General features: G+C 32.9%; 20 protein-coding genes, 1 pseudogene and 1 riboswitch. Of the genes and pseudogenes, 7 read left to right on the forward strand and 14 right to left on the reverse strand.

The window, feature by feature from the left end:
• Positions 1 to 5: 5 nt before the first annotated feature.
• The 5 genes and pseudogenes from LQ598_RS12525 to LQ598_RS12545 all read right to left on the reverse strand — a co-directional run bounded on the left by LQ598_RS12525 (position 6) and on the right by LQ598_RS12545 (position 6679).
• A complete protein-coding gene (locus LQ598_RS12525) occupies positions 6 to 866 on the reverse strand; it encodes an ABC transporter ATP-binding protein (protein ID WP_103323573.1) in 861 nt (286 codons plus the stop codon).
• A 614-nt stretch (positions 867 to 1480) separates the two neighbouring features.
• Positions 1481 to 3184 (reverse strand): FTR1 family iron permease, encoded by a 1704-nt coding sequence (locus tag LQ598_RS12530; RefSeq protein ID WP_107557355.1) that lies wholly within the window; start codon positions 3182 to 3184, stop codon positions 1481 to 1483.
• Complete coding sequence (gene efeB, locus LQ598_RS12535; protein ID WP_239745634.1) at positions 3159 to 4397, reverse strand: iron uptake transporter deferrochelatase/peroxidase subunit; 1239 nt, start codon at positions 4395 to 4397, stop codon at positions 3159 to 3161. Before efeB ends, LQ598_RS12530 begins: the two co-directional genes overlap by 26 nt.
• 6 nt (positions 4398 to 4403) lie before the next feature.
• Positions 4404 to 5255, reverse strand: a pseudogene (gene efeO / locus LQ598_RS12540) (iron uptake system protein EfeO).
• A gap of 764 nt (positions 5256 to 6019) precedes the next feature.
• Complete coding sequence (locus tag LQ598_RS12545) at positions 6020 to 6679, reverse strand: PepSY domain-containing protein (RefSeq protein ID WP_239745636.1); 660 nt, start codon at positions 6677 to 6679, stop codon at positions 6020 to 6022.
• Between the two features lie 128 nt (positions 6680 to 6807).
• Positions 6808 to 6907: riboswitch (SAM riboswitch) on the forward strand.
• Positions 6908 to 6981: 74 nt separating this feature from the next.
• Between LQ598_RS12545 and LQ598_RS12550 the strand changes: the two genes are divergently transcribed.
• Positions 6982 to 7197 carry a hypothetical protein gene (locus tag LQ598_RS12550; RefSeq protein WP_016912662.1) on the forward strand — a complete coding sequence of 72 codons (216 nt, stop codon included), beginning with the start codon at positions 6982 to 6984 and terminating at the stop codon, positions 7195 to 7197.
• Positions 7198 to 7324: 127 nt separating this feature from the next.
• Here the strand turns inward: LQ598_RS12550 and LQ598_RS12555 are convergent, their stop codons facing one another.
• From LQ598_RS12555 to LQ598_RS12565, 3 genes are all read right to left on the reverse strand, one after another.
• Positions 7325 to 8218 (reverse strand): NAD(P)/FAD-dependent oxidoreductase, encoded by an 894-nt coding sequence (locus tag LQ598_RS12555; RefSeq protein WP_103322168.1) that lies wholly within the window; start codon positions 8216 to 8218, stop codon positions 7325 to 7327.
• A 70-nt stretch (positions 8219 to 8288) separates the two neighbouring features.
• The gene (locus tag LQ598_RS12560) at positions 8289 to 8669 is read right to left on the reverse strand and encodes an RrF2 family transcriptional regulator (protein ID WP_016912659.1); all 381 of its coding nucleotides are present in this window, start codon (positions 8667 to 8669) and stop codon (positions 8289 to 8291) included.
• 133 nt (positions 8670 to 8802) lie between these two features.
• The gene (locus LQ598_RS12565; RefSeq protein ID WP_169925668.1) at positions 8803 to 10527 is read right to left on the reverse strand and encodes an ABC transporter ATP-binding protein; all 1725 of its coding nucleotides are present in this window, start codon (positions 10525 to 10527) and stop codon (positions 8803 to 8805) included.
• 243 nt (positions 10528 to 10770) lie between these two features.
• Between LQ598_RS12565 and LQ598_RS12570 the strand changes: the two genes are divergently transcribed.
• On the forward strand, positions 10771 to 12309 hold the full coding sequence (locus LQ598_RS12570) for a bifunctional metallophosphatase/5'-nucleotidase (RefSeq protein WP_239745638.1): 1539 nt from the start codon (positions 10771 to 10773) through the stop codon (positions 12307 to 12309).
• 547 nt (positions 12310 to 12856) lie between these two features.
• Here the strand turns inward: LQ598_RS12570 and LQ598_RS12575 are convergent.
• Positions 12857 to 14395, reverse strand: coding sequence for a GldG family protein (locus LQ598_RS12575; protein WP_239745640.1), 1539 nt, complete (start codon positions 14393 to 14395; stop codon positions 12857 to 12859).
• A 221-nt stretch (positions 14396 to 14616) separates the two neighbouring features.
• Between LQ598_RS12575 and LQ598_RS12580 the strand changes: the two genes are divergently transcribed.
• The 4 genes from LQ598_RS12580 to phnE (LQ598_RS12595) all read left to right on the forward strand — a co-directional run bounded on the left by LQ598_RS12580 (position 14617) and on the right by phnE (LQ598_RS12595) (position 18033).
• Complete coding sequence (locus LQ598_RS12580) at positions 14617 to 15573, forward strand: phosphate/phosphite/phosphonate ABC transporter substrate-binding protein (protein ID WP_107557374.1); 957 nt, start codon at positions 14617 to 14619, stop codon at positions 15571 to 15573.
• Between the two features lie 83 nt (positions 15574 to 15656).
• Complete coding sequence (gene phnC, locus LQ598_RS12585; protein ID WP_119596165.1) at positions 15657 to 16430, forward strand: phosphonate ABC transporter ATP-binding protein; 774 nt, start codon at positions 15657 to 15659, stop codon at positions 16428 to 16430.
• On the forward strand, positions 16430 to 17227 hold the full coding sequence (gene phnE, locus LQ598_RS12590; RefSeq protein WP_239745642.1) for a phosphonate ABC transporter, permease protein PhnE: 798 nt from the start codon (positions 16430 to 16432) through the stop codon (positions 17225 to 17227). Before phnC ends, phnE (LQ598_RS12590) begins: the two co-directional genes overlap by 1 nt.
• Complete coding sequence (phnE, locus tag LQ598_RS12595; RefSeq protein WP_107536726.1) at positions 17224 to 18033, forward strand: phosphonate ABC transporter, permease protein PhnE; 810 nt, start codon at positions 17224 to 17226, stop codon at positions 18031 to 18033. The genes phnE (LQ598_RS12590) and phnE (LQ598_RS12595) overlap by 4 nt, the downstream gene beginning before the upstream one ends.
• Positions 18034 to 18341: 308 nt before the next feature.
• Here the strand turns inward: phnE (LQ598_RS12595) and LQ598_RS12600 are convergent, their stop codons facing one another.
• A complete protein-coding gene (locus tag LQ598_RS12600; protein WP_239745644.1) occupies positions 18342 to 19079 on the reverse strand; it encodes a class I SAM-dependent DNA methyltransferase in 738 nt (245 codons plus the stop codon).
• A gap of 332 nt (positions 19080 to 19411) precedes the next feature.
• Entirely contained in the window at positions 19412 to 20962 is a 1551-nt protein-coding gene (gene adcA / locus LQ598_RS12605; protein ID WP_119596163.1) for a zinc ABC transporter substrate-binding lipoprotein AdcA, read from the reverse strand.
• A gap of 183 nt (positions 20963 to 21145) precedes the next feature.
• Between adcA and LQ598_RS12610 the strand changes: the two genes are divergently transcribed.
• The gene (locus tag LQ598_RS12610; RefSeq protein ID WP_107559369.1) at positions 21146 to 22087 is read left to right on the forward strand and encodes a nucleoside hydrolase; all 942 of its coding nucleotides are present in this window, start codon (positions 21146 to 21148) and stop codon (positions 22085 to 22087) included.
• Positions 22088 to 22159: 72 nt separating this feature from the next.
• Here LQ598_RS12610 and LQ598_RS12615 read toward each other — a convergent pair whose 3' ends face one another.
• The 3 genes from LQ598_RS12615 to LQ598_RS12625 all read right to left on the reverse strand — a co-directional run.
• Positions 22160 to 22822 carry an ABC transporter ATP-binding protein gene (locus LQ598_RS12615; protein ID WP_016913004.1) on the reverse strand — a complete coding sequence of 221 codons (663 nt, stop codon included), beginning with the start codon at positions 22820 to 22822 and terminating at the stop codon, positions 22160 to 22162.
• Between the two features lie 12 nt (positions 22823 to 22834).
• Positions 22835 to 23884, reverse strand: coding sequence for an ABC transporter permease (locus LQ598_RS12620; protein WP_107536730.1), 1050 nt, complete (start codon positions 23882 to 23884; stop codon positions 22835 to 22837).
• Between the two features lie 168 nt (positions 23885 to 24052).
• Positions 24053 to 24433, reverse strand: a 381-nt coding sequence (locus LQ598_RS12625; RefSeq protein WP_239745646.1) for an IS3 family transposase, incomplete at its 5' end; no start/stop codon positions are given.

The following is a 24433-nucleotide window of genomic DNA, read 5'->3' on the forward strand; positions in this document are numbered from 1 at the left end:
TCTCATCAAATCCTTTCTTCATTTTTTGAAAATATCGTATCCATTAATGACTCTTTTGAAATTTCTATTTCATTAAAATCCATATTATGTTTCATAAAAGTCTTCATAACGGGATTAATATCTTGTGTAGTAATGATTAATACATCTTTCGTTTCTTCCACCGAAACATTTTCAAGATATTCAATGATATGTTTACTCGATAAAGGAATTTGAATATGCGTCTTATGTTCACTGTGACGAATCGCTCTAGGTGTACTATCCATGACAAGTTCACCTTTGTTAAGTACAACGACACGATCAGCCATACGCTCAACTTCTTCAATATAATGAGAAGTATAAAAAATCGTCTTACCTTCTTGCTTCATTTGTTCAATCACTTTCCAAAAATGCTTTCTCATTTCAGTATCCATCGCGCTAGTAGGCTCATCTAAAATCAGAAATTCAGGCTTACCGATAATCGCTAACGCAAAATCTAAAATTCTACGTTCACCACCAGATAACTTAGACGCAAATTGTTCTAATTTATCATCACGGAATCTCGTAATTTCTTTGAAATCTTCAATCGAAATCGTATCTTTATAAAACGACTTATAAAGTTTAAATAACTCTTTAACTTTTATCACATCAGGAAACGCAGTCGTTTGGAACAAAATGCCCATCCGCTTCTTATCCAATTGATGGTCATCACTTACAATTTGTCCATCATTCGGATGTCTATCGCCAATAATCATATCAATCAATGTCGATTTACCTGCACCATTAGGGCCAATCAAAGCCGTACATTCCCCTTCATTAATTTGAAAAGACACACCATTCACAACTTTTTTATCATGATAAATCTTCGTTACTTGTTGAACATCAATCACAGCAATCACCGTCCTTTATTCATTTAACTTAAGTATAAATAACAGCACGATGCGTTATAAGTACAAACTGTCACGAATATGATATGACAAATGTCATGAATGATAAATTCAACGGTTCTATTTATCATGTGGAGCTTGACTTGATAAATTCAACGGCTCTATTTATCATGTGGAGCCTGACTTGATAAATTCAACGCCTCTATTTATCATGTGGACCCTGACTTGATAAATTCACGGGCTCTATTTATCATGTGGATCTTGACTTGATAAATTCAACGGCTCTATTTATCATGTGGGGCATGACTTGATAAATTCAACAGCTCTATTTATCATGTGGACCTTGACTTGATAAATTCAACAGCTCTATTTATCATGTGGACCCTGACTTGATAAATTCAAAATAAAATTTAACATAGAATTAACCCCTAAATAAAATTTCATCTATATTATAAAATAGTTTGTTAATATTTGGTGTTTGTTTAGCGCTGACTCCTGCGGGAACAGCATGATTCGAAGACTACAGGCTGAGAACATGCCCGCGGAAAGCATGCGCATAAAAAATGCCGACAAAGTCTAAAAAAGACTTTGTCGACACTCTGAGACACTTAAATTTATTAAGTGCCTTTCTTCTTACTCATCATATAATAAACAACTACAATAATAACTAGCGCAAGTTGTGGTATGAGTGTTTCGTATGTTGGATAAAATCCTACAATGTCTATAAAAGGTAATTTATTGATAGCGTGTTGTGACACGATATTCAATATTTGTAATGTATGAATACTTACGCCTAATATTTTAAATGCCAATATAAATATGAATAATGACATTATAAAGAATAATCGATGTATTGGAATCCATTTTGTTATTTGATTAAAGAATATCGCGATTAACACTAATATAACTGACGCGACAACAATACCTAAAACAAATGACCATGTTGATATCTTTCCTACGATTCCTAAATAGAAAATGATTGTTTCAGCACCTTCTCTAAATACGGATAAGAATGCTACTAATCCAAATGTTATGATACTGCCTGTGGACATGGCTATATCCATATTTTTATTAATGAAGCTTTGCCATGAATCCAAACTTGATTTAGAGTGCAGCCATATTCCTACGATAATCATCAAGACGACTGACCCTATACCTACGATACCTTCTGTTAACTCTCTTGTTGCACCTAAGTTATCAAATATTGATTTAAATATAAATGCTAAAACGATACTTAGCGCGATACCGCTCATACTGCCTATAACAATCCATTTTGATGCTTTTCTTTGTTCTGATTTACGTGTAACTGTTAATAAAGCCATCACAATCAGCAACGCTTCTACGCCTTCACGTAACAAAATTAATGCTGCATCCCAAAATGTATAACTCGTCTTAGATATGGTTGATTTAATTTCATGATTAATGCTTTCTAAGTGAGCTTGAATATCGTCTTTATTATCTTGCTCAAGTTGTCCTGCAAATTGTGGGATTTGTTGTTCTATTTTAGTATATAGCGCACCGTTTTTAGTGCTGATTTCACTTTCTACGTTTGGCCACGCAATGATAAACTGTTGTAAATCTTGTTTAGCTTTAGCTAAATCATTATTTTTTATATTACGAATCGCCTGATCAAGATGTTTATTTAAAATATTCACATCTTGGTCACCCGTTTTCACATCTGACTTCTTACCTGCATAATATTCATCTAATGCTTTCTTTAATTGTTCCACTTCTATTTGTGCGCTTGCAGCATCTACTTTATCTTTAGTTAACGCTATTCTTATAAACATCAATCTTGTTTCAATTTGACCATATCTTCCTATATCTTCTTCACGAACAATTGCTTCATTTTTAGTCCAAGTTGCATTTAATTGATTATTGATTGCTTGCGCTTGTTCAAAGTCTTTATCTGTTATAGCTTTAGAAATTTCTTGGATGAGCGGTTGCATTTCTTTTTGCAATTGATCTCTTTTCTTTTGTTTATCAACAGGGTTCAACACTTTTTCATAATCAATTAAATCTGAAGTAAGTTTATTTAACGCTTTCTCTTTATCTTCTGGCGACTTACTTTCTTCGACTTTATGAATATCTTCATTTATCGTTTGAACAAGTTTATGATCATTTTGAATCACTTTTTGCCAGTTGTCTTTAATTTCTTTAAAATGTTGTTTAAATGCTTGTTTGTCTTTCTCTTGTATCGCTGTCTTAGCATCCGTCACACTAATATAAATTTCACTTAAACTTGTTGTGGCTTTAATCGTTAAAGGTGCAATCAAACAAATGAACATCACAATACTAAAAATGGTTAAATAACGTTTCACCTAAATATCCTCCTTCTCGGACACCAGGTAAACATAAGAAAATACCTGAACCTCGATGTGTTATATATTCATTCAATTTATCAACTGCACCCATTTTATTTTGGATTTTAATAAATTGTTCAGGAGATTTTTGAAAAGATAAAAATAATAAACCTGCATCGAATGTTCCTGTTTGTGAATGAATACCATCTGAATAAGAATATGACCTTCTTAATATATTCGTCTTCGATGCTTTTGCTAAACTTACGTGCGACTCTTTTTCAATCAACTTATCGCCATTTTTATCTTTAATATTTGGATCAAACGTATCAAATTCATGTTCTTTTCCTATAGGTGCACCAGAGTGACGATATCTACCAAATGTTGCTTCTTGTTCTCCTAAAGCTGTACGCTCCCATGTTTCTAACAACATTTGAATTCTTCTCACCACTAAGTAAGCGCCATTTTTAGCCCATCCCTCTTGAATAAACACATACTTATCTAATTCAGACTGATTATGGACATCAGGATTTCCTGTTCCATCCTTAAAAGAAAATAAATTTCTAGGCGTTTCTATTTTTCCATCTTTCTCTTTAAATGAATTGAAACCTGTTTGACTCCACTTCATTGACACTTCACCTTTAGCAACTCGAATTAAATTTCTAATCGCATGAAAATTAACTTGAGGATCATCTGAACAAGCTTGAATACAAATATCGCCACCTGTATAAGCTTTATCTAATTGATCTTTAGGAAAATGAGGCAAGTCTTTTAAAAGTTCTGGTTTACGCTTATTCAAACCTACTTTTTCAAAAAATGAAGGACTAATTCCAAAAGTAAGCGATAAACGGTTAGCATCTAAACCGATTGTTTCTCCTGTTTCAGGACTCGGCAACATTTTATTTTTACCGAGCTCTTTTACAAATTCACCATTCATTAGATGAACACTATAGTTCGTCCAAATTTTAAACATTTCTTTAACTTCAGAAACTGACATCTTGTTAATTCTGAGAACTACAAAATAAACATGTTTTTGTACTTCTGTCGTTATACCAGACTGATATTTCCCATAAAAATTGTCTTTGTTTTTCACATTTGTTTTGTCTTTAGCAAAGTATTGGGAAGCTAATAAAGTTCCTCCAACTCCAGTAGAACCTATTAATAATCCTGCTCCCCCAACACCAGCAAGTTTAAGGAAATCTCTTCTGGCTATATAATTGTCTTCATTAGACATGCTTAATCACTCCGTAATAACTGCCATTTGACTTAATGATTCACCTAATTTATCAACAGCTTCTGAAAGTTTTTTCGTTTCATCTTTAGATAATTTTGTATAATCTTCATATCCACCATTTTGAGTTTCATGTTGTGCTAATAGTTTGTTCACATTATCAAATCTTTCTTGAGTAGTCTGAGCAAGCTTTTTATCTTTATCAGAAACTTTGTCTTTAAAGATTTCGAATATTTTTTCTGCCCCTTCAATGTTTGCTTTGAAATCATATAAGTCAGTATGAGAATAAATTTCTTCTTCACCTGTTATTTTTGAGCTTGATACTTCATTTAATAAATCAATTGAACCTTGTAACATTAATTTAGGTGTTACATCGACAGTATCAACTTTAGCTCTTCATTCTTTAGCATCCTTTAATAATTGATCAGCTACAGGTTCCATATTTTCAGTCGTATTGTCTTCCCATAATGCTTTTTCAATTTTATGATAACCAGACCATTCTTTTTCTTTATTTTCTTCTTTCATATCAGCTAAACGCGCATCAATTTTCGGATCTAAGTCTCCAAAACTTTCAGCTACAGGTTCTGATCTTTCATAATACATACGTGCTTTAGGATAAATTTCTTTAGCTTTCTCTATATCATTAGCTTTCACTGCATCAACAAATTTCTCAGTATCTGTTAAGAATTTGTCTAGCTGTTCAGCAGTGAATGCTTTATATGCTTTAGTTTCTTTAGAAAAATCAACTTTTGTTGTTTCTTTCGTCTCTTTTTTGTCATCAGATGCCTTTTTGTCAGCATTGTTGCCACATGCTGTTAAAATTAAAGCACTCGCTAAAAATGTTGTCATTAACTTCTTCATTAATACACACTTCCTATCTAATTGATTATCATTATCATCTTTAATTTATTCCTATAATGCGTAATAGTCAATAAAAAATTTATAGAATTTTAAAAAAACATAAAATATAAGGCTTAGATAAGGTGTTAATTGACTATTTTATTTTGTAAAATGTCTTGTTACTCTTAATTGATAATGATAATCACTTGAAAATGTATGTATATTTTGTTCTTGATGAGACTCAAAAAAATCTGAGAGATAAATAGCTCTTTTTATATTAAAATCTTACGATTTTGAAAGTGCATGCTTGCCTGGGGGTATGGCTCGAGCCTGTAGTCTCTCACGCATACTATTCCCCCGGGCGTCAGCACTTTGCAAAATCGTGGAGAAATATTCATTTCTATAATATTTTTTCTTTTTTTCTTTTAAGTACATGCTCTATGTTGCAAGACTTACCAAACAAGCAACATAGAACGCCTGTATGTTGCAAGACTTATCAAACAAGCAACATAGAAGGCTTGAATGTTGCAAGACTTACCAAACAAGCAACATAGAAGGCTTGAATGTTGCAAGACTTACCAAACAAGCAACATAGAAGGCTTGAATGTTGCAAGACTAGCCAAACAAGCAACATAAAAGCACTGAATGTTGCAAGACTGACCAAACAAGCAACATAGAAAGACTGTATGTTTTAAAATATGGCCAAATCGCACGAAGTCTCAAAAAACATCATAAAAAAAACGCAAATTCTTTTCTTGAAAGAATTTGCGCTCTTATATAACAATTTAGTCTTGTTCTTGTTCAAGTATTTCTTTTGATTTAGCATCAATCTTAAATTCTGTAGTATCTTTATTTCCTTCTTTCAAATCAATAGAATAAACGAGTTTGCCATCATCTTCACTTAGTGACCATTCTTTTAAGTCACCTTTTGCTTTATCTTGGGCTACTTTTAATACGTCTTCAAATTTTGCTACATCAGACAATTTAAACGTTTGATCATTATCATCGTCATCTTCTGTTTCATTTTCTACGTTAGCAACGGATTTATCATCTGCATTAATCAGCACTTTGTTCTCATTACTACCATCTACTAATTCTACTTTGTAGCTCCAGTCTCCTGCTTCTTTTTCAAAAGATAAATCTTTCAATTCACCTTTTGCTTCATTTTGAGCTTCTTTTACTGCTTCTTCCGGAAAGACTTTAACGTCATTCCATTTCACAGTATTAGTTGTCGATTTATTTGCATTTTGATCATCGCTAGTTTGATCATCATTTGAATCTTTATCGTTATTGCTGTCATCCATATCATCTTTGTTGTCATCTTGTGTTTTTTGTTCAGTTTTTTCTGCGCCTTTATTGTCTTTTTTATCATCGCTATCATCATTACCACACGATGCTAAAATAAGTCCTGACGCTAATAAAAGTGAAAATATTTTAAATTTCATAATATTCCTCCTCAACTTTACATTCTCTTAATATATAGACATTCCTAAATTTTTCAAACATTTCATTATAAAATTAGACAAAATTGAAAATATTCGTTATTATAAAAGAACAATAAAATAGCTCGTAAGTCTTATTAAGAGTAGGCGGAGGGAATTGGCCCGATGAAACCTCAGCAACAGGCGTGTGTACTGTGCTAAATCCAACAAGTGTAACTTGAAAGATAAGAAGATTCTCTAAACAGCTCTTCTTAATCTTAAGATGAGCTGTTTTATTGTAACTAAAACTTTAGGAGGCAATAAATATGAGAACAAGAGAAGATATTTTATCAGAATTAGCAGAGTTAAAAGCACATCCGGCAAAAAGTTATTCAGGTTCAATGTTGAAAACAGCTCAAAAAAATCAACTCATGTCAGAATTAGGCAGAATTGAAACAGAAGAACATTTTCGCAATGAATCCAATCAGCATAAGTTTCAATTTGATAACTTAGAAATTAATATTAGTATTACTAAAAAATAATCACTAAATAAAGAAACCACACTTTATAAATAAGGTGACTTGCTAAGAGGCTGAGACAATCATTTGTCTCAGCCTCAAATTATATTAGCAACAGCAACATCATACTTTTTTAAGGCTAGTCACCATTTCACTCTGATTCCATAATAATTTGCATTGCTACAAATTTCGCGATTTGATTACCGTTTGCTGCTGCATCTATTAACTGTGATGCCATGAGATCTTTAGTTTCACCAGCTACAAATAAACCGGGTACTGAAGTTTCTCCTAGTTGTTGTATTTTAATTTTTCCATTTTCATCTCTTTCTATGTTTAACCCACTTAAAAATTCAAATTCTGTATCCCATTTAACGCCAATTATCGCACCGCTTCTTGAAATGTGTGTGCCATTTTCAAATAAAACTTCATTAATTACACCATCTATGTGCTTAAATTCAGTTACTTCACTTTCTATTAATTGTATGTTCTTTTTGTCCATATATGCTTTATCTTCAGCAGTTAACAATGATAAATCACGACTACTTATGACGATATCATCTGACCAGTTACTTATAAGTACGGCCATATGTTTCACTTGTCCCGGTTGGACTGCAACGAGCAATGGTTTATTTCTTAATTCATAGCCGTCACACCATGGACAATAAAACACTGACTTCCCATAACTCTCTTTTAATCCTTTAATTTCCGGTAATGTTTCTCTCAATCCAGTACAAATCATAACTTTTTTTGCTATATATTTTCCCTGCTTTGTTTCAACTATAAAGTGATTATTTTCTTTAATAATGTTTGCCACAGTATCATTCACACGTGTAACATCTTCGTATTGATCTACATCATGTTCTGCTTTTGCTCTTAATTCTTCTGGCGTTACACCATCTTGTGTTAAAAATGCATGTGATTTTTGTGTCACTTTATTTCTGGCATTATTATTATCTATGACTAACGTTTTCTTCAATGCTCTTCCTAAAGTTAAAGCACTTGCCAATCCTGCTGGACCTCCACCTATTACGATACAATCAAACATTTTATACGCCACCTTTTCTCATCTATTATAGAGTTATAATATCTACGATTAGTTCAAAAAAAGATTTAACTTACATTAAATCTTTTAAAGTTTTATTTTTTAGAGCATTCGTCATTTCATCTTCTGCTGATAATAAAATAGCTTGAATTTTACATTCAGGGCCGTGGTTAAAGCTATCTTCAAGTGTGCTTTGATGTCCATCAATCGCTGTTATAATATCGTAAACAGAAATTTGTTCCCAATTATTCACTAAATAATAGCCACCTTTAGCACCAGATGCTGATTTAATAACGCCTGCTTTTACTAATTGCGTTAATATTTTAGATAAATATGTTACAGATATATTTAATACTTCAGATAAACTTTTAACATTGATCGGTTGTTGCTCTCTTTTAGCAATTAAATATGCCAATGCATGTAGACCATAGTCTGTACCTTTTGAAATTTTCATACGACACCTCTTAATCATAGATATTACAACTCTATAATAGCACTTATTTAAATTTTGTCTATTCTTTTGTTTAAAAAGGCAAAAAAGTAGGACAGAATCTTTTTTAAAATTAGATTACTGTCCCACTTATTATTTAAAATTCATCGATTTGTTCAAACTGTGACATATATAAATCTTTATATTTGCCACCTTTATTCATCAATTCATCATGGCTACCCATTTCTTGAATTTGACCCTTTTCGACATATACAATTCGATCGACATGTCTAATCGTACTTAATCTGTGCGCAATGATCAGTGATGTTCTTCCTTGTGATAAGTTTTTAAATGCTGATTGAATTTTATTTTCAGTTTCAACATCTAATGCACTCGTCGCTTCATCTAGAATAATAATTGGTGGATTCTTCAAGAACATTCTCGCAATTGAAATACGCTGCTTTTGTCCACCTGATAATTTTGTACCGCGTTCCCCTACGACAGTATCTAATCCTTCCGGTAATTCATCTACAAAAGTTCTTAACTGCGCTTGATCGACTGCATAATGAACTTCTTGTTCAGTTGCGTCCAAGTTACCATAAATGATGTTATCTCTTAATGTTCCACCGAACAGAAATACATCTTGTTGAACAACACCAATTTGTTTTCTTAATGATTCTAATGTATAAGATTTAATATCTTTATCATTAATTTTAATTTTTCCTTGTAACGGGTCATAGAACCTTGGTAATAACGAACAAATCGTTGTTTTACCTCCCCCGCTTGGTCCTACTAATGCTACTTTTTCGCCTTGCTCAATTTTAATGGATAACTGATTTAAAATTAACTTATCAGAATACTTGAAAGATACATTTTCATATTCGATAGTATCAGGTTCCTCTATAAACTCGATGGCATCTTCATCATCTTTAATTTCAGGATCCATATTCACAATTTCTTTAAAATTTTTGAAACCTGCTATACCTTTAGGGAATAATTCAATAACCATATTAATCGACTCTAAAGGTTTAAATAATAAATTCGTAATCATAATAAATGCCACAAAACCACCGTATGTTAAGGAATCATTTAATACAAAGTAACTTCCTAAAATTAAAACGAAAATTAATGTTAATTTTTGAGCAATATGACTAATAGATAAGTTCCAAGACATATATGAGTAAGCTTTTAACTTAGTCTCTCTGAAATTATCATTTACTTTTTTAAATCTTGCTAATTCATGTCCTTCATTCGTGAAAGCTTGTACAAGTCTCATTCCACCAACATTATCAGCTATTAATTCATTAAACCTTGAAACATTACTAAATAAATTTTTAAAAGCACCAGACATTTTTTGATTAAAGTATATCGTTAACACAAAAATTATTGGCACTACACAGAAAGTAATGAGCGCAAGTTTCACATCTATTGTAAGCATAATAATAAACGAGCCTACCAGTGTCATAATCGCAACAAAGACATCTTCTGGTCCATGATGTGCTACTTCACCTATATCCATTAAATCATTTGTTAAGCGACCAATGATTTTACCAGATTTTTGGTTATCAAAGAAACCAAAATTCATTTTTTGAATATGTTCATAAAGTTCATTACGAATATCTCTTTCAATATTAGTCCCCAGTTTATGCCCCCAATACGTCACTATGAATTTTAAGACAGATTCAACAGCGTATATGAATAATAACAGAAATACAAAAATGACAATCCAACTCCAATTCTTAGTTGGCAACAACTGATCAATAAATATACTCGTAACTAGCGGAAAAGCTAATTCAAGAATACCTACTAAGACAGCAGAACCAAAATCTAAGAAAAACAATCCTTTATAGGGTTTATAATATTGGAAGAACACCTTCATAATTTACCTCCTATGTAAAATTTCGACTAAATAACATTATACTATAGAAAAAAATTAATACTTCAACATTTAGTAAATCGCAAAAAATTATTTTTGTAACCGAAATAAATGGTTAATTAGGCAACCTTTATCAATTCAGAAATTCTTCACTTATCTTATTTTTACAGTTTCTTAGTATGACATTCATAATACGATGACATTTAATCGATATAATGGAGGTAATATCCAAAATTGGAGGCATTAAAAATGAAAGAAGTCGTAATACTAACAGTTAGTGATATCCATGGTTATATCTTTCCAACAGATTATCAAGCATCTCATCAAGATTTACCGAAAGGTCTATTAAAAATAAAAACCATGATAGATAATATTAAAAACAAGCATGAACATGTAATTGTGATGGATAATGGCGACTTTTTACAAGGTTCGCCGCTATGTTCATATTTATATTCTCAATTGCATTCAAGTAAAGATTTAAGTGATATATATAACAAAGTCGGCTTTGATTTTGCTGTAATTGGCAATCATGAATTTAATTATGGTTTACCTTATTTGTATGACACGCTCAATTCATTTAATTTCCCTGTTTTATCCGCAAATATTTTAAAAGATAACCAACCATTTACAGGTCATGACGTTATTTATATTGATAAAAGCGATATAACAATTGGCGTTATAGGGTTAACGACGCAATACATACCTAATTGGGAAAAACCCGAAACAATCGAAGCATTATCTTTTCAACCAGCTAAGGAAACAGCGTCTAAACTCATACAAGAAGTTCGAGATCTATCGGATATAGTTGTTGTATGCTATCACGGCGGATTTGAGAAAGACATTCAAACTGGCGAACCAACTGAATTAATCACTGGAGAGAATGAAGGTTATGATTTACTTAATGAAGTAGAAGGAATAGATGTCTTAATTACTGGCCATCAACACCGCGAAATTGCTGAAAAAATAAACCAAACCGAAATTATACAACCAGGTTCAAAAGGAGATTGTCTCGGCAAAATCACTTTAACAATCGACGAAACAACACATCAAATTTTCTCATCTCATAGTGAAATTTTATATGTTAAAGAGGAAGAACCTAGCATTAATGTTGAAGATAAAGTATTAAAAATAAATGATGAAGTTAATGAATGGTTAGACCAAAACATCACCCATTTTTCAACTCCAATGTATGTTGAAGATCATTTTACAGCAAGGACGAAACCACATCCTTTAATCAATTTATTAAATTATGTACAGATGGAAGCAAGCGGCGCAGATATTTCAGCAACAGCTTTATTTGATTCGGCAACAGGTTTCGGAAATGACGTCACAATGAGAGATATTATAAACAATTATCCGTTCCCAAACACATTCAATGTACTTGAAGTAACTGGGTACGATTTAAAGCTAGCTTTAGAACGCTCTGCATCATATTTCGAGATTTCAAATAATGAACTGACCGTTAACCCAGCATTTCTAGAACCAAAACCACAACACTTCAACTACGATATGTTTGGCGGGTTATCTTATACATTAAATATTAGACAACCTATAGGAGAACGCGCTCAAAACATTTTAGTTAAAGGTAAACCTTTAGATATAAAATCAACATACAAAATAGTCATCAACAACTATAGATCAGTTGGTGGCGGCGGTTACCATATGTTTAATGCCAATCAAATTGTAAAAGAAATACAACAAGAAGGTGCAGCATTAATCATTCAATATTTACAAAATCACTCGGTTGAATCCATACCAAATGTTTTGGATTTTGAAGTGGTGTATTAACTCAGGAATTGGTCAATGTCTTGGTATAAATGCTAATTTAAATATGTACAAAAACGACAATCTAAGTATGTACAAAAATGTCTTGGATTAACTCTGGAATTAACTCACGACTTGGGCGATGTCTTGGATTTACTTCGGACTTAACTCACGACTTCGGCGATGTCTTGGATTAACTCAATACTTAACTCACGACTTGGGCGATGTCTTGGATTAACTTCGGACTTAACTCACGACTTAGGCAATTTCTTGGATTAACTCCGGAATTAACTCACGACTTGAGCATTTTCTGTACTGAACCCAAAAAGTTGAACTTTTTTAGTAAAATATTTGAATGAAACATGTAAAAAAGACAAAAAAACAAACCAAACGTTTGAATACGCTTGGTTTGTCCACGATCTGAAATGGTAGCTCTAGGAGCTACCATTTTTCATTTTTTTCTTTTAAATACATGATCTATGTTGCAAGACTCACCAAACTTGCAACATTCAGACCCCAATCCAGACCCCCGGCCCCACTACAATCCCAATCTCTTCACAAACCCCATCACTTATGGTTGAACTGTTACTGGTTTTGTCACTACATTTGTACTGCCTTGTTTCAACCTAATGTTAGCGTTTCCAGATACGCCCTCTTTAACTTCAACTGTGAATGTAACTTGAGCATTGCCTTCACCATCAGTTTTGACTGCTGTTGGCTGACTATAACCATAATTACTCGCTTGTTGTCCGTCTAGACTAATCTTACCTATTTGTTGACCACCTTCAGTATACATTCCTAGCTTCAAATCATTAATTGTACTATTAATATCGTACCCATTTAATGTTGATGTCACTTTGAAAGTTTCACCGCTTACTACTGACTCAGGATACTCTAAAGTAGCTGTACCTTGATTATTTCCCGGGTTATCATCGTCACCACCAGCATTTTCTGGGCCTCCATAACTTCCCGGTGCAAAGGTTTCACTATTAAACCATTCGTAACCGTCTTTCGGTTGAGACCATGGTTCAGCTTGTGTTTCTTTACTGTTCTCTGGTATTTCTGAGTCTAGTAATGTCGTTTCTTGATCTAATGTAATGCCTAATGCTTCAAATGTTGTATAATCTTCTTTTTTACCTAACCAAGTTGTTAAATTATTAAGTAACTTACCATTATCTTCTTCTTTAAATCCGTCATATGTTTTCTTTGTACTACCATTATCTTCTCTTTTATATTTAGGTGTAATATCTTCAACCATTGAAGAATCCCCTATAAATGCTGCTTTACCTTTACCTACTTTAGAAACAGCTATGTATGCTCCTTCTTCTTTACCGCCACCATTATATACACCTTGATCTACCGCATGACCCCATTTATCTGCTTCCGTTAAATTATCTGGTAAGTATGCGATACCTTTTGCAATTTTAGGATTGGTAACCGCTAATGTTGAACCTGCATGCATCGATACGGATTGAACACCTTCGCCAAGACCTAATCCTTCTTCACCTTGCACGATATCCGTTGCTTTAACGTTATTTAATGCATTATATCTAAATCTTACACCAAAATTTTCTGATAACCAGTCAGAATTAGTAACGCCTTGCATCGCTTCTGAATTTTTTTCAGCTTCAGTCATATTTTTAGTTATGTCATCATACGCGCCTCGTCTGTAACCGTTCATGATTTCAGATGAATCAATTCTGTTATAGTTACGGTCTGCATTATAATGATCGGAAATGAATATGACACTTCCTCCATTTTTAACGTAATCTAAAATGGCTTGCTGTTCAGTTGATTTAAATGGAATGTTTGCTTCAGGTATGACAAGTATAGACGTCTCGATTAAACTATCCGCTGTAATACCTGATTGATCTCGTAATTCTTTAACTTGGTAACCTTGATTAGCAATTGAATTGGCATAATCTGAGAATGCGCCATCTATCACCCAATCAGCAGCTCCAGCAGTTTGCCCGTGCGTATTATCTACTAGAACTTGCCCTTTACTATTATCATCACCAATAACTGGCGCTTCACCCGCATACGCGACTTCAGTTGATAATGTTGCAATAGAAACCATACCGATTAAAGCTAACTTTTTAAAATAAGACATTGTGACACTCCTTTATCTTTGATAATTCCATTTTAGTTTAAAAAAATTAAAATAAATGAAAATTAACTATATTTTACATCAAAATACATATAACTTTATTGTACTTCATATACATAACAGAACTTTTACATAGTTTACCAATTTCAAACAAAATATGTATTTTTAGTATGATAGCATTTCATATGTAGGACATTAGAATACATATTCGGAGGCGGAACTTTATGAGGGAAAAGAAGTATGTGAGTCGCCTATTCATCTTTTTACTAGGCGCAATATTTGTATTAGCGGCATGCGGCAATGGGGAATCTAGCATCGAATCAAAGACATCGGGTAACAAAAAAGGTGGAGACTACAAGCCTAAAGAATTAACAGTACAATTCGTACCTTCTCAAAATGCAGATACGTTAGAAGCTAAAGCGAAACCATTAGAGAAATTACTATCAGATGAATTGGGCATTCCAGTCAAAGTATCTGTATCAACAAATTACAATACTATTGTAGAAGCCATGAAATCTAAAAAGGTAGATGTAGGGTTTTTACCACCAACAGCATATACTTTAGCACATGATCAAAAAGCAGCGGATGTGTTATTACAAGCACAACGTTATGGCGTTAAAAAAGATGGTTCAAACAGCGATGAATTAGTCGATGAGTATAAATCACAATTCATTGTAAAAAAAGGATCAGACATTAAATCTTTAAAAGATATGAAAGGTAAGAAAATAGCATTACAAGATGTTTCATCAACTGCTGGTTACACGTATCCTGTAGCTGAATTAATAGATGCAGGTATTGACCCAATGAATGATATGGATATTACCAATATGAAAGGTCATGACCAAGCAATTATCGCATTATTAAATGGAGATGTTGACGTAGCCGTCACATTCCAAGATGCACGAAACATTTTAAAGAAAGACCAACCTAACGTATTTAAAGATACTGAAATTGTTAAATTAACAGAACCTATTCCAAACGACACGATCTCAGTTCGCAGTGATATGGATAATAAATGGCGCGATAAATTAAACAAAGCATTTAAAGATATCGCAAAAACAGACAAAGGCCATGATATTGTAAGTGAAGTTTATAGCCATGAAGGTTACGTAGATAGTAAAGACTCTAAATTTGATATCGTGCGTGACTACGGTAAAAAAGTTAATGATAACGAAAAATAAGATTTAAGCATAAATATTCTAATATAAAGGCTCAGCTCCTATTTAGCGAGTTGGGCTCTTTATTTACATGAAAGGTGATTCGTATGAGTCAAATAGAATTTAAAAACGTTACAAAAGTATATAAAAATGGTCATAAAGGCCTCGATAACATTAATTTAAATATAGAAAAAGGTGATTTTGCAGTCATTGTAGGTTTGTCTGGTGCAGGTAAATCCACCCTCCTTCGATCAATCAATCGACTTCATGATATTACAGATGGAGAAATCATCATCGAAGGTAAATCTATTACGAAAGCTACTGGTAAAAATTTATTAGCGATGAGACGTAATATCGGCATGATTTTCCAACATTTCAATTTAGTGAAACGTTCTTCTGTCATTAGAAATGTCCTAAGTGGTCGCGTAGGCTATCACCCCACTTGGAAAATGGTACTTGGCATGTTTCCTAAAGAGGATAAGCGTAAAGCATTAGAAGCATTAGATAGAGTCAACATTTTAGAAAAAGCTTTTAGTCGATCAGATGAATTATCTGGTGGTCAGCAACAAAGAATTTCTATTGCACGTGCCCTTTGCCAAGAATCATCTATTATACTCGCTGATGAACCAGTTGCTTCATTGGATCCACTCACTACTAAACAAGTTATGGACGATTTAAAGCGCATCAATGAAGAGCTTGGTATCACGATTATTATTAATCTACATTTTGTAGATTTAGCCCGTGAATACAGTTCTCGCATAATCGGATTACGTGCTGGAGAATTAGTGTTTGATGGCCCTACTTCTGAAGCAAACGACGACACATTCGCAGAAATATATGGACGTCATATTAAAAGTGATGAAAAGTTAGGGGTGAAATAATGGATAAGGAACAAGATTATATAGAACCTTATTTGGAACGTAAACCTTCCCTAAAACACTTATTTGCAATAGTAATAGTAGCCGTTTTAGTTATATGGAGCTTTTTATATACGAAATTTAGCTTAGGTGACTTAATGTATGGCATTCCTCAAATGTTGGAACTCTTTAAAAACATGTTCCCACCAGATATAAGTTATTTATCAAATATTACAAAGCCAATGTTAGACACAATTCGTATGGCCATTGTCGGTACTTTTATCGGGGCGATTATATCCATTCCTATTTCTATGCTATGTGCAAACAATGTTATCAAATCAACCTGGATCTCTGTTCCATGTCGATTTATTTTAAACATTGTGAGAACAATCCCTGATTTATTATTGGCAGCCGTCTTTGTAGCTATTTTTGGTATTGGTCAAATTCCAGGTATTTTAGCCATTATCATTTTATCTATCAGCATTATTTCTAAACTGATGTATGAATCTTTAGAAAGCATTGATGACGGTCCTTTAGAAGCGATGACAGCAGTAGGTGCAAACAAGCTCAAATGGATTACATATGCTGTTATTCCACAAGCAATCGCACCATATATGTCTTATGTATTATACGCATTTGAAATCAACATAAGAGCAGCAGCCGTACTTGGTTTAGTTGGTGCTGGTGGTATTGGTTTGTATTACGATCAAACATTAGGTTTATTCCAATATCAAAAGACGTTCACAATCATTCTCGTAACGCTTATTATCGTAGTCATTATAGATATCATTAGCACGAAAGTGAGGGAGAAACTCGTATGACAAACAAAGCAAATCGACTTCAGTCCCCTACTCAAAAAAACAATATATTATATCGCTGGTTATCATCCATTATCGTCTTCATCTTATTAATTTGGGCATTCTTAGGTATCCCTGCATTTGAAATAAAGGAGCAATCCGGAACAATTATGCGTTCAATTTTAGATGGTTTGATCCATCCAGATTGGTCTTATGTATACATACCTGAAGGTGAGGATTTATTACGCGGACTTTTAGAAACATTCGCAATCGCAGTCATTAGTACATTTTTATCAGCAATATTCTGTATACCATTAGCTTTTATAGCTGCAAAAAACATGGTCAAATCCAAAGCCGTTTCCAGCACAAGTAAATTTATTTTAAGCGTCATCCGTGTATTCCCAGAAATCGTTATGGCAATCATTTTTATAAAAGCAGTCGGACCAGGGTCATTTTCAGGTGTGCTCGCATTAGGTATTCACTCAATCGGTATGATGGGTAAATTATTTGCAGAAGACCTCGAAAATTTAGATTTAAGTCCTACTGAATCATTAGTAGCCAGTGGTGCAAACTCCATTAAAACATTAATGTTTGCAGTAGTGCCTCAAATCTTGCCATCCTATATTTCGTTAGTACTGTATAGATTCGAGCTCAACTTGAGATCAGCATCCATTTTAGGCTTAATCGGCGCAGGTGGTATCGGAACACCATTAATATTTGCGCTACAAACTAGAACATGGGATCGCGTAGGTATCATACTCATTGGTTTAGTGATTATGGTAGCAGTGATAGATATCATTTCAGGTAAAATAAGAAAGAAATTAGTTTAAAAATAGCGCGGTTGTTATTAACTCAGTCATTATCTTATATAACGAAAATATCCAACTGACTCAGCAGTTGGATTTTTTTGTTTTCTTGGTGCGATTTGGGTTGGATTTCGCTCGAATCGCACAATATCTTCTGAGTCTTCGTGCGTTTTATCCAGATTTTACCAGAATCGTACGATATCTTTTGAGTCTTTGTGCATTTTATCCAGATTTTACCAAAATCGCACGATATCTTGATATGCTCCCTTCAAAGTTTTATTTTTTTACTGTCCACTTTGGAGGACATTTTTAAATCTCAGTATTTTTGTATTTCAAAACTCTTTTTTCCTTGCTTTAACTAGCAGAAATGGAGGGTATTGTTTCAAACTATTTATTTTGTCTTCATCATAATATTTAAATACTTCTTCTGATTGTCCAAGGTCCTTTACACATTCAATTTCCAGACCGTGACCAATTAAACTATTAAAAATAGTCTCAATTGTATGATGATATTTAACAACATTTTTACCAAGCCAGTTAGCAGATCGTATTGATTCATCAAAATAATTTTCCATCCGTAAATATACACCGTTTTCATCTTGTTTTTTTACTTCTGGATCCATAGTCGCTGTTTGTATAGGGTGCTCCATAGTAAATAAAATGACGCCCCCATTATTTAGCAATTGGCTTAATTTTTGACAACATTTTCTAAAATCCTCTATATAATGAAATACAAGTGATGACACAATGACATCAAACTTTTCTTCTGTAATAAATGCCATAAATTCTGTGTGATGTAGTGTCACTGGCATTGATTTAAATTTCTTACGACTTTCATTAATCATATTTTGAGATTGTTCTAAACCAGTTATATGTTTAGGGTTATGTGTAAGAATATAACTTATTAAATTCCCCATTCCACAGCCTATATCAAGAATATTTTGGTTTTCTAAATTAGGCATTAGTCTTTTCATTTCAGGCATTTCAACAACCTCATTATAACTTAAAGGATTGTTTCTCTTACTTTTATAACCTTTAAAAAATTCCGGATCATCATAAATATTAGTCATAAGTATATCCCCCCTTTATGTATTAAGTATATAGATAAATAGCATAAAAGATAAACTTATATCTATATTTTTAATATGATATAGCTATACAAGCCCCAAAAATAAATAGAGTTTGGGACATAAATCCCAACTTAAAATAAATCACCCAATCCGTTGGCATTATTTTCGGATTGGGTGATTTTATGTTTCTGATTTTGTAAAGTGCTGACGCCCGGGGGAATAGTATGAGAGAGAGACTACAGGCTCGAGCCATATTCATAAAGCAACCACAGGCAAGCATGCACGTTACAAAATCATGATAGTTTAGGACATTTATGTCCCAGACCCTATTTTTAATGTGCTAACATTTCTTCTTTCACTTCATCTTTAGAGAGTTTTGAAGGGTAATATGTTGGCCAATTGTCTAATTCTTTTAATACTTTTTCTTTATCGTTGCCTATAAAGATATGGAAATGTACTGCTTTTTTAGGATAAATATTGTGATCGCTAAATTGTACATATTTCGGTAAATCATCACTTGCTTCACCTTTTAATTTATAAGTGTATCTTACACCTCTATTTCCTTTTTCATACTTAAGGATGTCATATCCATCGTATTCATATTCTCCAGTTGTGGTATGACCATTTTTAGTGAAGCTCATTTTATTTTGATCTATTTTAATATTTTCTATATCTGTTTTATATCCTTTATCGTAATACGCTTTATATTCTTTAGCGGACATATCGCCTTCTTCTGCTTTATGTTCAAACACTTCATCGAGCGTACCGTCTTTTAAATATGGATAAACAGATTGCCAGTCTCCTTCGTAATCTGAAAGCTTACGATCTTTAACTTGTTCGTCTTTAAAATATCCTTGTTCAATTGCTTTATCGTGTGCTGCTTCGGATTTATTGTCTTTAGTTTTGATTTTATCATTTAATGCTTTTTCGATATTTTTAATATTTTCTTTCATTAAAGTTTGATAAGAAAGGTCTTTGTTGTCTGATTGTTCTTTAGTTAAAGATTCCATGTTGCTAAATGATAATGGTTTAGCATCTGTTTCTTTTCTAATCGTATCTGTGATTTTAGATGAAATATTATTTTCATAAAGAATATATTTAGCATCTGTTTCTTTAATCTCTTTAACAATTTCAGTTAATTCTTTCTGTGTTGGATCTTCAGCATTCATACTTTGAACACCTTTTTGAACGAATCCGTAACGTTGAGATAAGTAGCCTAAAGATTCATGAGAGATAAATACTGTATGACCTTGATGATCTTTCGTTATATCTTTCAGCTCATCATCAATATCTGTTAAATCTTTATTTAACTTTTTAAAGTTTTTCTCATAATATGCTTTGTTATCAGGATCTTTTTTAATTAATTCGTCTTTAATACCTTTAATCATATCTTTGTTCAGTTTAGGATCTAACCAAACGTGTGGGTCATAACCACCATGATGATGCCCTTCATGTTCGTGATCATGACCTTCATGCTCATCTTCATGTTCACCTTCATGTTCATGTTGATCTGTTAACAATTCTGTTTGATCAATACTATTTTGAAGGGATAATTTTTTATCATCTTGTTTAATAGTTGCTGCTATTTTTTTTGCTACGGCATCTAAATCGTCACCTGTATAAACAAATAAATCTGCTTTACTCGCGTTTAAAATATCTTTTTGCGTTGGTTCATAACTATGTAAATCTGTTCCTGCTGGATAAATAGATTCAACATCTACATGTTTACCACCAATCTGTTCAATGAAAGATTTAAGTGGATAAACTGTCGTCTTAACCTTTAATTTATCTGAATCATGATCTTTGCTGTCCGATTGATTACATGCTGCTAATACAATAGAAAGAACAAAGACAATTGATAGTAACCCCATCCATTTTTTCATCTCATACACTCCTTTTACAAATAGTAACGTTTACGATTTAAAATTATATACTTTAATCGCATAAAAGACAAGACCTTATTTTTAAATAAATTAAATTAATCTTTTATTCGTATATTTTGTTAACATGAAATCGCTTTAGTATAATGATGTGAAGACACTATTTATTAAGAAGGAAGTGTTTGGATGACACAAAACAGAAAAATAATTATGGATTGTGACCCAGGACATGACGACGCCATCGCGTTAATATTAGCTGGCGCCAAAACAAGTCCGTTAGACATTGTCGCCGTTACAACTGTTGCAGGAAATCAATCAGTTGATAAGAATACAACGAACGCATTAAATGTATTAGACATTATTAATCGTGGAGATATACCTGTTTCTACAGGTGCGGATAGACCTTTAATTAAAGAAGCGGCTTTTGCTGAAAGTATTCACGGAGAAAGTGGTTTAGACGGTCCTCAATTGCCGAAAGAGCCAAATTTAAAAGCTACAAACAAACACGGTGTAAATGTTATAGTTGAGCACGTTTTGAACAGTGATGTACCTGTAACGATCGTCGCAACTGGCCCACTAACGAATGTTGCAATGGCGCTTATTCAACAGCCTAAAATCGCGGGCAATATACAAGAAATTGTCCTGATGGGTGGCGGCACTTTTGGGAACTGGACACCAACAGCAGAGTTTAATATTTGGGTAGATGCAGAAGCCGCTCAAAAAGTATTTAAAAGTGGTATTCCCATTGTCGTCTTCGGATTAGATGTCACACATCAATTATTAGCAGATGGTACTGTCATCGATCGTTTTAGTCGTATTGAGAATAAAGTATCAAACTTTGTTGTAGAATTATTAAAATTCTTCCAATCAACGTATAAAGAAGCATTCGACATGGATGGTGGCCCTATTCATGATGCTTGTACAATTTTATATTTACTTAATCCAAATATATTTAAGCTACAACACACATACATCCAAATCGAAAATCAAAGTACATTAACATATGGTACAATGTCAGTCGATTTGAACAATACTTATCGTCATAAACCAAATGCCTATTTCGCTACTGAAGTAGATGTCGATTTAGTATGGGATATTATGGAACAAGCGTTAAGAAGCTATCACTAAATATACCTTTTAAGGCATGAGAAAAAGCCGCAGAAACTCATTTTTTACAATGAATTTCTGCGGCTTTTTTAATTATTGCTGTTTCAATTCTCCATCGACCATTTTAAAGACTTTATCACAATATGTTGTTAATCTTTCATCGTGCGTCACGATAATACATAACTTATTGAGTTCTTTTGTTTCTCTTTTCAATATTTCCATTACTTCTATAGCATTTTCTGTATCTAATGAAGCTGTTGGTTCATCTGCGAGTATCACAGACGGGTTCGTATATAATGCTTTCGCAATTGCTACTCTTTGTTTTTGTCCACCTGATATTTCACTTGGCAATTGAGTTAATATTTTATCAAGTCCAAGTTGATTTAATAACCTTTTATGCTCGTCTTCTTTCATGACACCTTTTTTCACTTTTTTAAGTAATTCAAATTGTTGTTTCACAGTTAAAAATGGAATGAGATTACTCGTTTGCAGAATAAACCCAATTTCTTTTAACCTTAATTTAGAAAGCTGCTTTTCATTAAATTGATTAATTTTTTGTCCATTTATTGATACCGTACCTTCTGATGGTAATTGTAGTGCACCAGCCATCGTTAAAAGTGTGCTTTTCCCGGAACCTGATGGACCGATAATAGCGACGAGCTCACCTTTTTCCAAATTAAAATTTGTAGATTTTACAGCTTCTATCGTTCGATTACCGTCTTTAAATGATTTACTTACATTTTCAAATGCTAACATGACAAGTTCCTCCTAACTTATGACTTTCAATGGCTCTACTTTTCTAATGCTCAATACGGAGAATAAACTTCCTAAAATCGCAACCAATATTAATGCAATTCCGTATATAAACATTGTTAAGTAATCAAATTTAATAGGTACTGCTTCTGGTAGAAATGCTCCTGTTAATACAGTTAAACCTAAGCCGATCAATGTTCCTATTAAAGCGATAATAATCGTTTGGCTCATAACTGATCTTGCTAAAAAGCCATTCGTTAATCCTTGTGCTTTTAATACGCCAAATAAGTTTCTCTTTTGTAGCGTGATAATATATAAGAAAATACCTATAACCATCGCAGATATCGCAAATAAAAAGACAATCATAAATGTTAACGTTAAATTCTGCGCTTGATAACCCGGTAAGTTTGTAATGAAATCTTCTATTTCATTTACTTCCAAGTCTTTATTTAATTGAACATCATTCCAATTTTTATCTTTAACGACAAGTGCGTTAATATTATCTCCTTTAAGCATCGGATTTAACTTACCTATCGTTTCATTACTCGTAAATAATACTGGTGATGCATTGAATTTTGAGCTTTCTGAGAAACCAACTATTTTAAGTTTTTCATCGCTATTAGAAAGTGATAATTCATCACCAATTTTAAAACCTTTTGTTTTCAAAGTATGGTCTGCCACAACTTCGTTACTTTTCTCAAAAAGTTTTCCATCTTCTAATTTAGGCATCAAGAATCCTTTGCCATCTATACCAAATACAGTCGCATTTTCTTTTAATTTTCCATCTGACGCAATGACTGCAGTTTGTTTCAAGCCTTCACTTTTATCAAATTTCCCATCGACATCATCAGTATTGATAGAAGATTGAGCAACCGTTTGATTGGCATCTTTATTCAATACAATAGCATCAGCTTTCCATAAATCAACCGCTTCCCTATTCATATTCATCAAGCCATTTGCAAGACCAGATAATAAGAACAGCAGATAACTAATCATGACAAGCACACCAATGATTAGACCAAACTTCGTCTTATTTCTTCTCATTTCATTCCAAGCTAAGAACATATTTCCCAACCTTTCCTTTAAACATTTATTATCTATTTAATTATAACATTATAAAATAAGTATTTTACAACATTAACAATATTGTAAGATACTAACTATACACCTATTGACGTGAGTTAAGTACTGAGTTAATCCAAGACTGTACTGAACCCAAAAAGTTGAACTTTTTTAGTATGATATTTGAAAGGTTTGTTTCCTGAATTTTTTAGGAGATAAGCCTTTTAATTTTGATTTGATTCTTTCATTATTATAAAAATGAATATAACGATGTATAGCTTGTTCTAGTTGCTGAAAATCTTCGAATTCTTGACCATAATACATCTCTTGTTTAAGTAGTCCGAAAAAGTTTTCCATAACTGAATTATCTAAACAATTACCTTTTCTAGACATACTTTGAAATACTTTATTTGCTTTTAATAATTTAGTGTATTGCGAATGTTGATAATGCCAACCTTGACCTGAGTGTATCGTTAAACGATAGCTTAAATCTGGACGCATAGCCATCATTTCTTTTAATGGATTGATGACAATCTCTAACGAAGGACGATT

The organism is Mammaliicoccus sp. F-M27, assembly GCF_022387115.1.
In the GTDB taxonomy this organism is placed as follows: Bacteria; Bacillota; Bacilli; order Staphylococcales; family Staphylococcaceae; genus Mammaliicoccus; species Mammaliicoccus vitulinus.

Bases quoted from the DNA above. Each gene is read 5' to 3' on its own strand.
- efeB (WP_239745634.1), bottom strand. From the start codon at position 4,397: ATGTCTAATGAAGACAATTATATAGCCAGAAGAGATTTCCTTAAACTT.
- LQ598_RS12545 (WP_239745636.1), bottom strand. From the start codon at position 6,679: ATGAAATTTAAAATATTTTCACTTTTATTAGCGTCAGGACTTATTTTA.
- LQ598_RS12550 (WP_016912662.1), top strand. From the start codon at position 6,982: ATGAGAACAAGAGAAGATATTTTATCAGAATTAGCAGAGTTAAAAGCA.
- LQ598_RS12555 (WP_103322168.1), bottom strand. From the start codon at position 8,218: ATGTTTGATTGTATCGTAATAGGTGGAGGTCCAGCAGGATTGGCAAGT.
- LQ598_RS12560 (WP_016912659.1), bottom strand. From the start codon at position 8,669: ATGAAAATTTCAAAAGGTACAGACTATGGTCTACATGCATTGGCATAT.
- LQ598_RS12570 (WP_239745638.1), top strand. From the start codon at position 10,771: ATGAAAGAAGTCGTAATACTAACAGTTAGTGATATCCATGGTTATATC.
- LQ598_RS12575 (WP_239745640.1), bottom strand. From the start codon at position 14,395: ATGTCTTATTTTAAAAAGTTAGCTTTAATCGGTATGGTTTCTATTGCA.
- LQ598_RS12580 (WP_107557374.1), top strand. From the start codon at position 14,617: ATGAGGGAAAAGAAGTATGTGAGTCGCCTATTCATCTTTTTACTAGGC.
- phnC (WP_119596165.1), top strand. From the start codon at position 15,657: ATGAGTCAAATAGAATTTAAAAACGTTACAAAAGTATATAAAAATGGT.
- phnE (WP_239745642.1), top strand. From the start codon at position 16,430: ATGGATAAGGAACAAGATTATATAGAACCTTATTTGGAACGTAAACCT.
- phnE (WP_107536726.1), top strand. From the start codon at position 17,224: ATGACAAACAAAGCAAATCGACTTCAGTCCCCTACTCAAAAAAACAAT.
- LQ598_RS12600 (WP_239745644.1), bottom strand. From the start codon at position 19,079: ATGACTAATATTTATGATGATCCGGAATTTTTTAAAGGTTATAAAAGT.
- adcA (WP_119596163.1), bottom strand. From the start codon at position 20,962: ATGAAAAAATGGATGGGGTTACTATCAATTGTCTTTGTTCTTTCTATT.
- LQ598_RS12610 (WP_107559369.1), top strand. From the start codon at position 21,146: ATGACACAAAACAGAAAAATAATTATGGATTGTGACCCAGGACATGAC.
- LQ598_RS12615 (WP_016913004.1), bottom strand. From the start codon at position 22,822: ATGTTAGCATTTGAAAATGTAAGTAAATCATTTAAAGACGGTAATCGA.
- LQ598_RS12620 (WP_107536730.1), bottom strand. From the start codon at position 23,884: ATGTTCTTAGCTTGGAATGAAATGAGAAGAAATAAGACGAAGTTTGGT.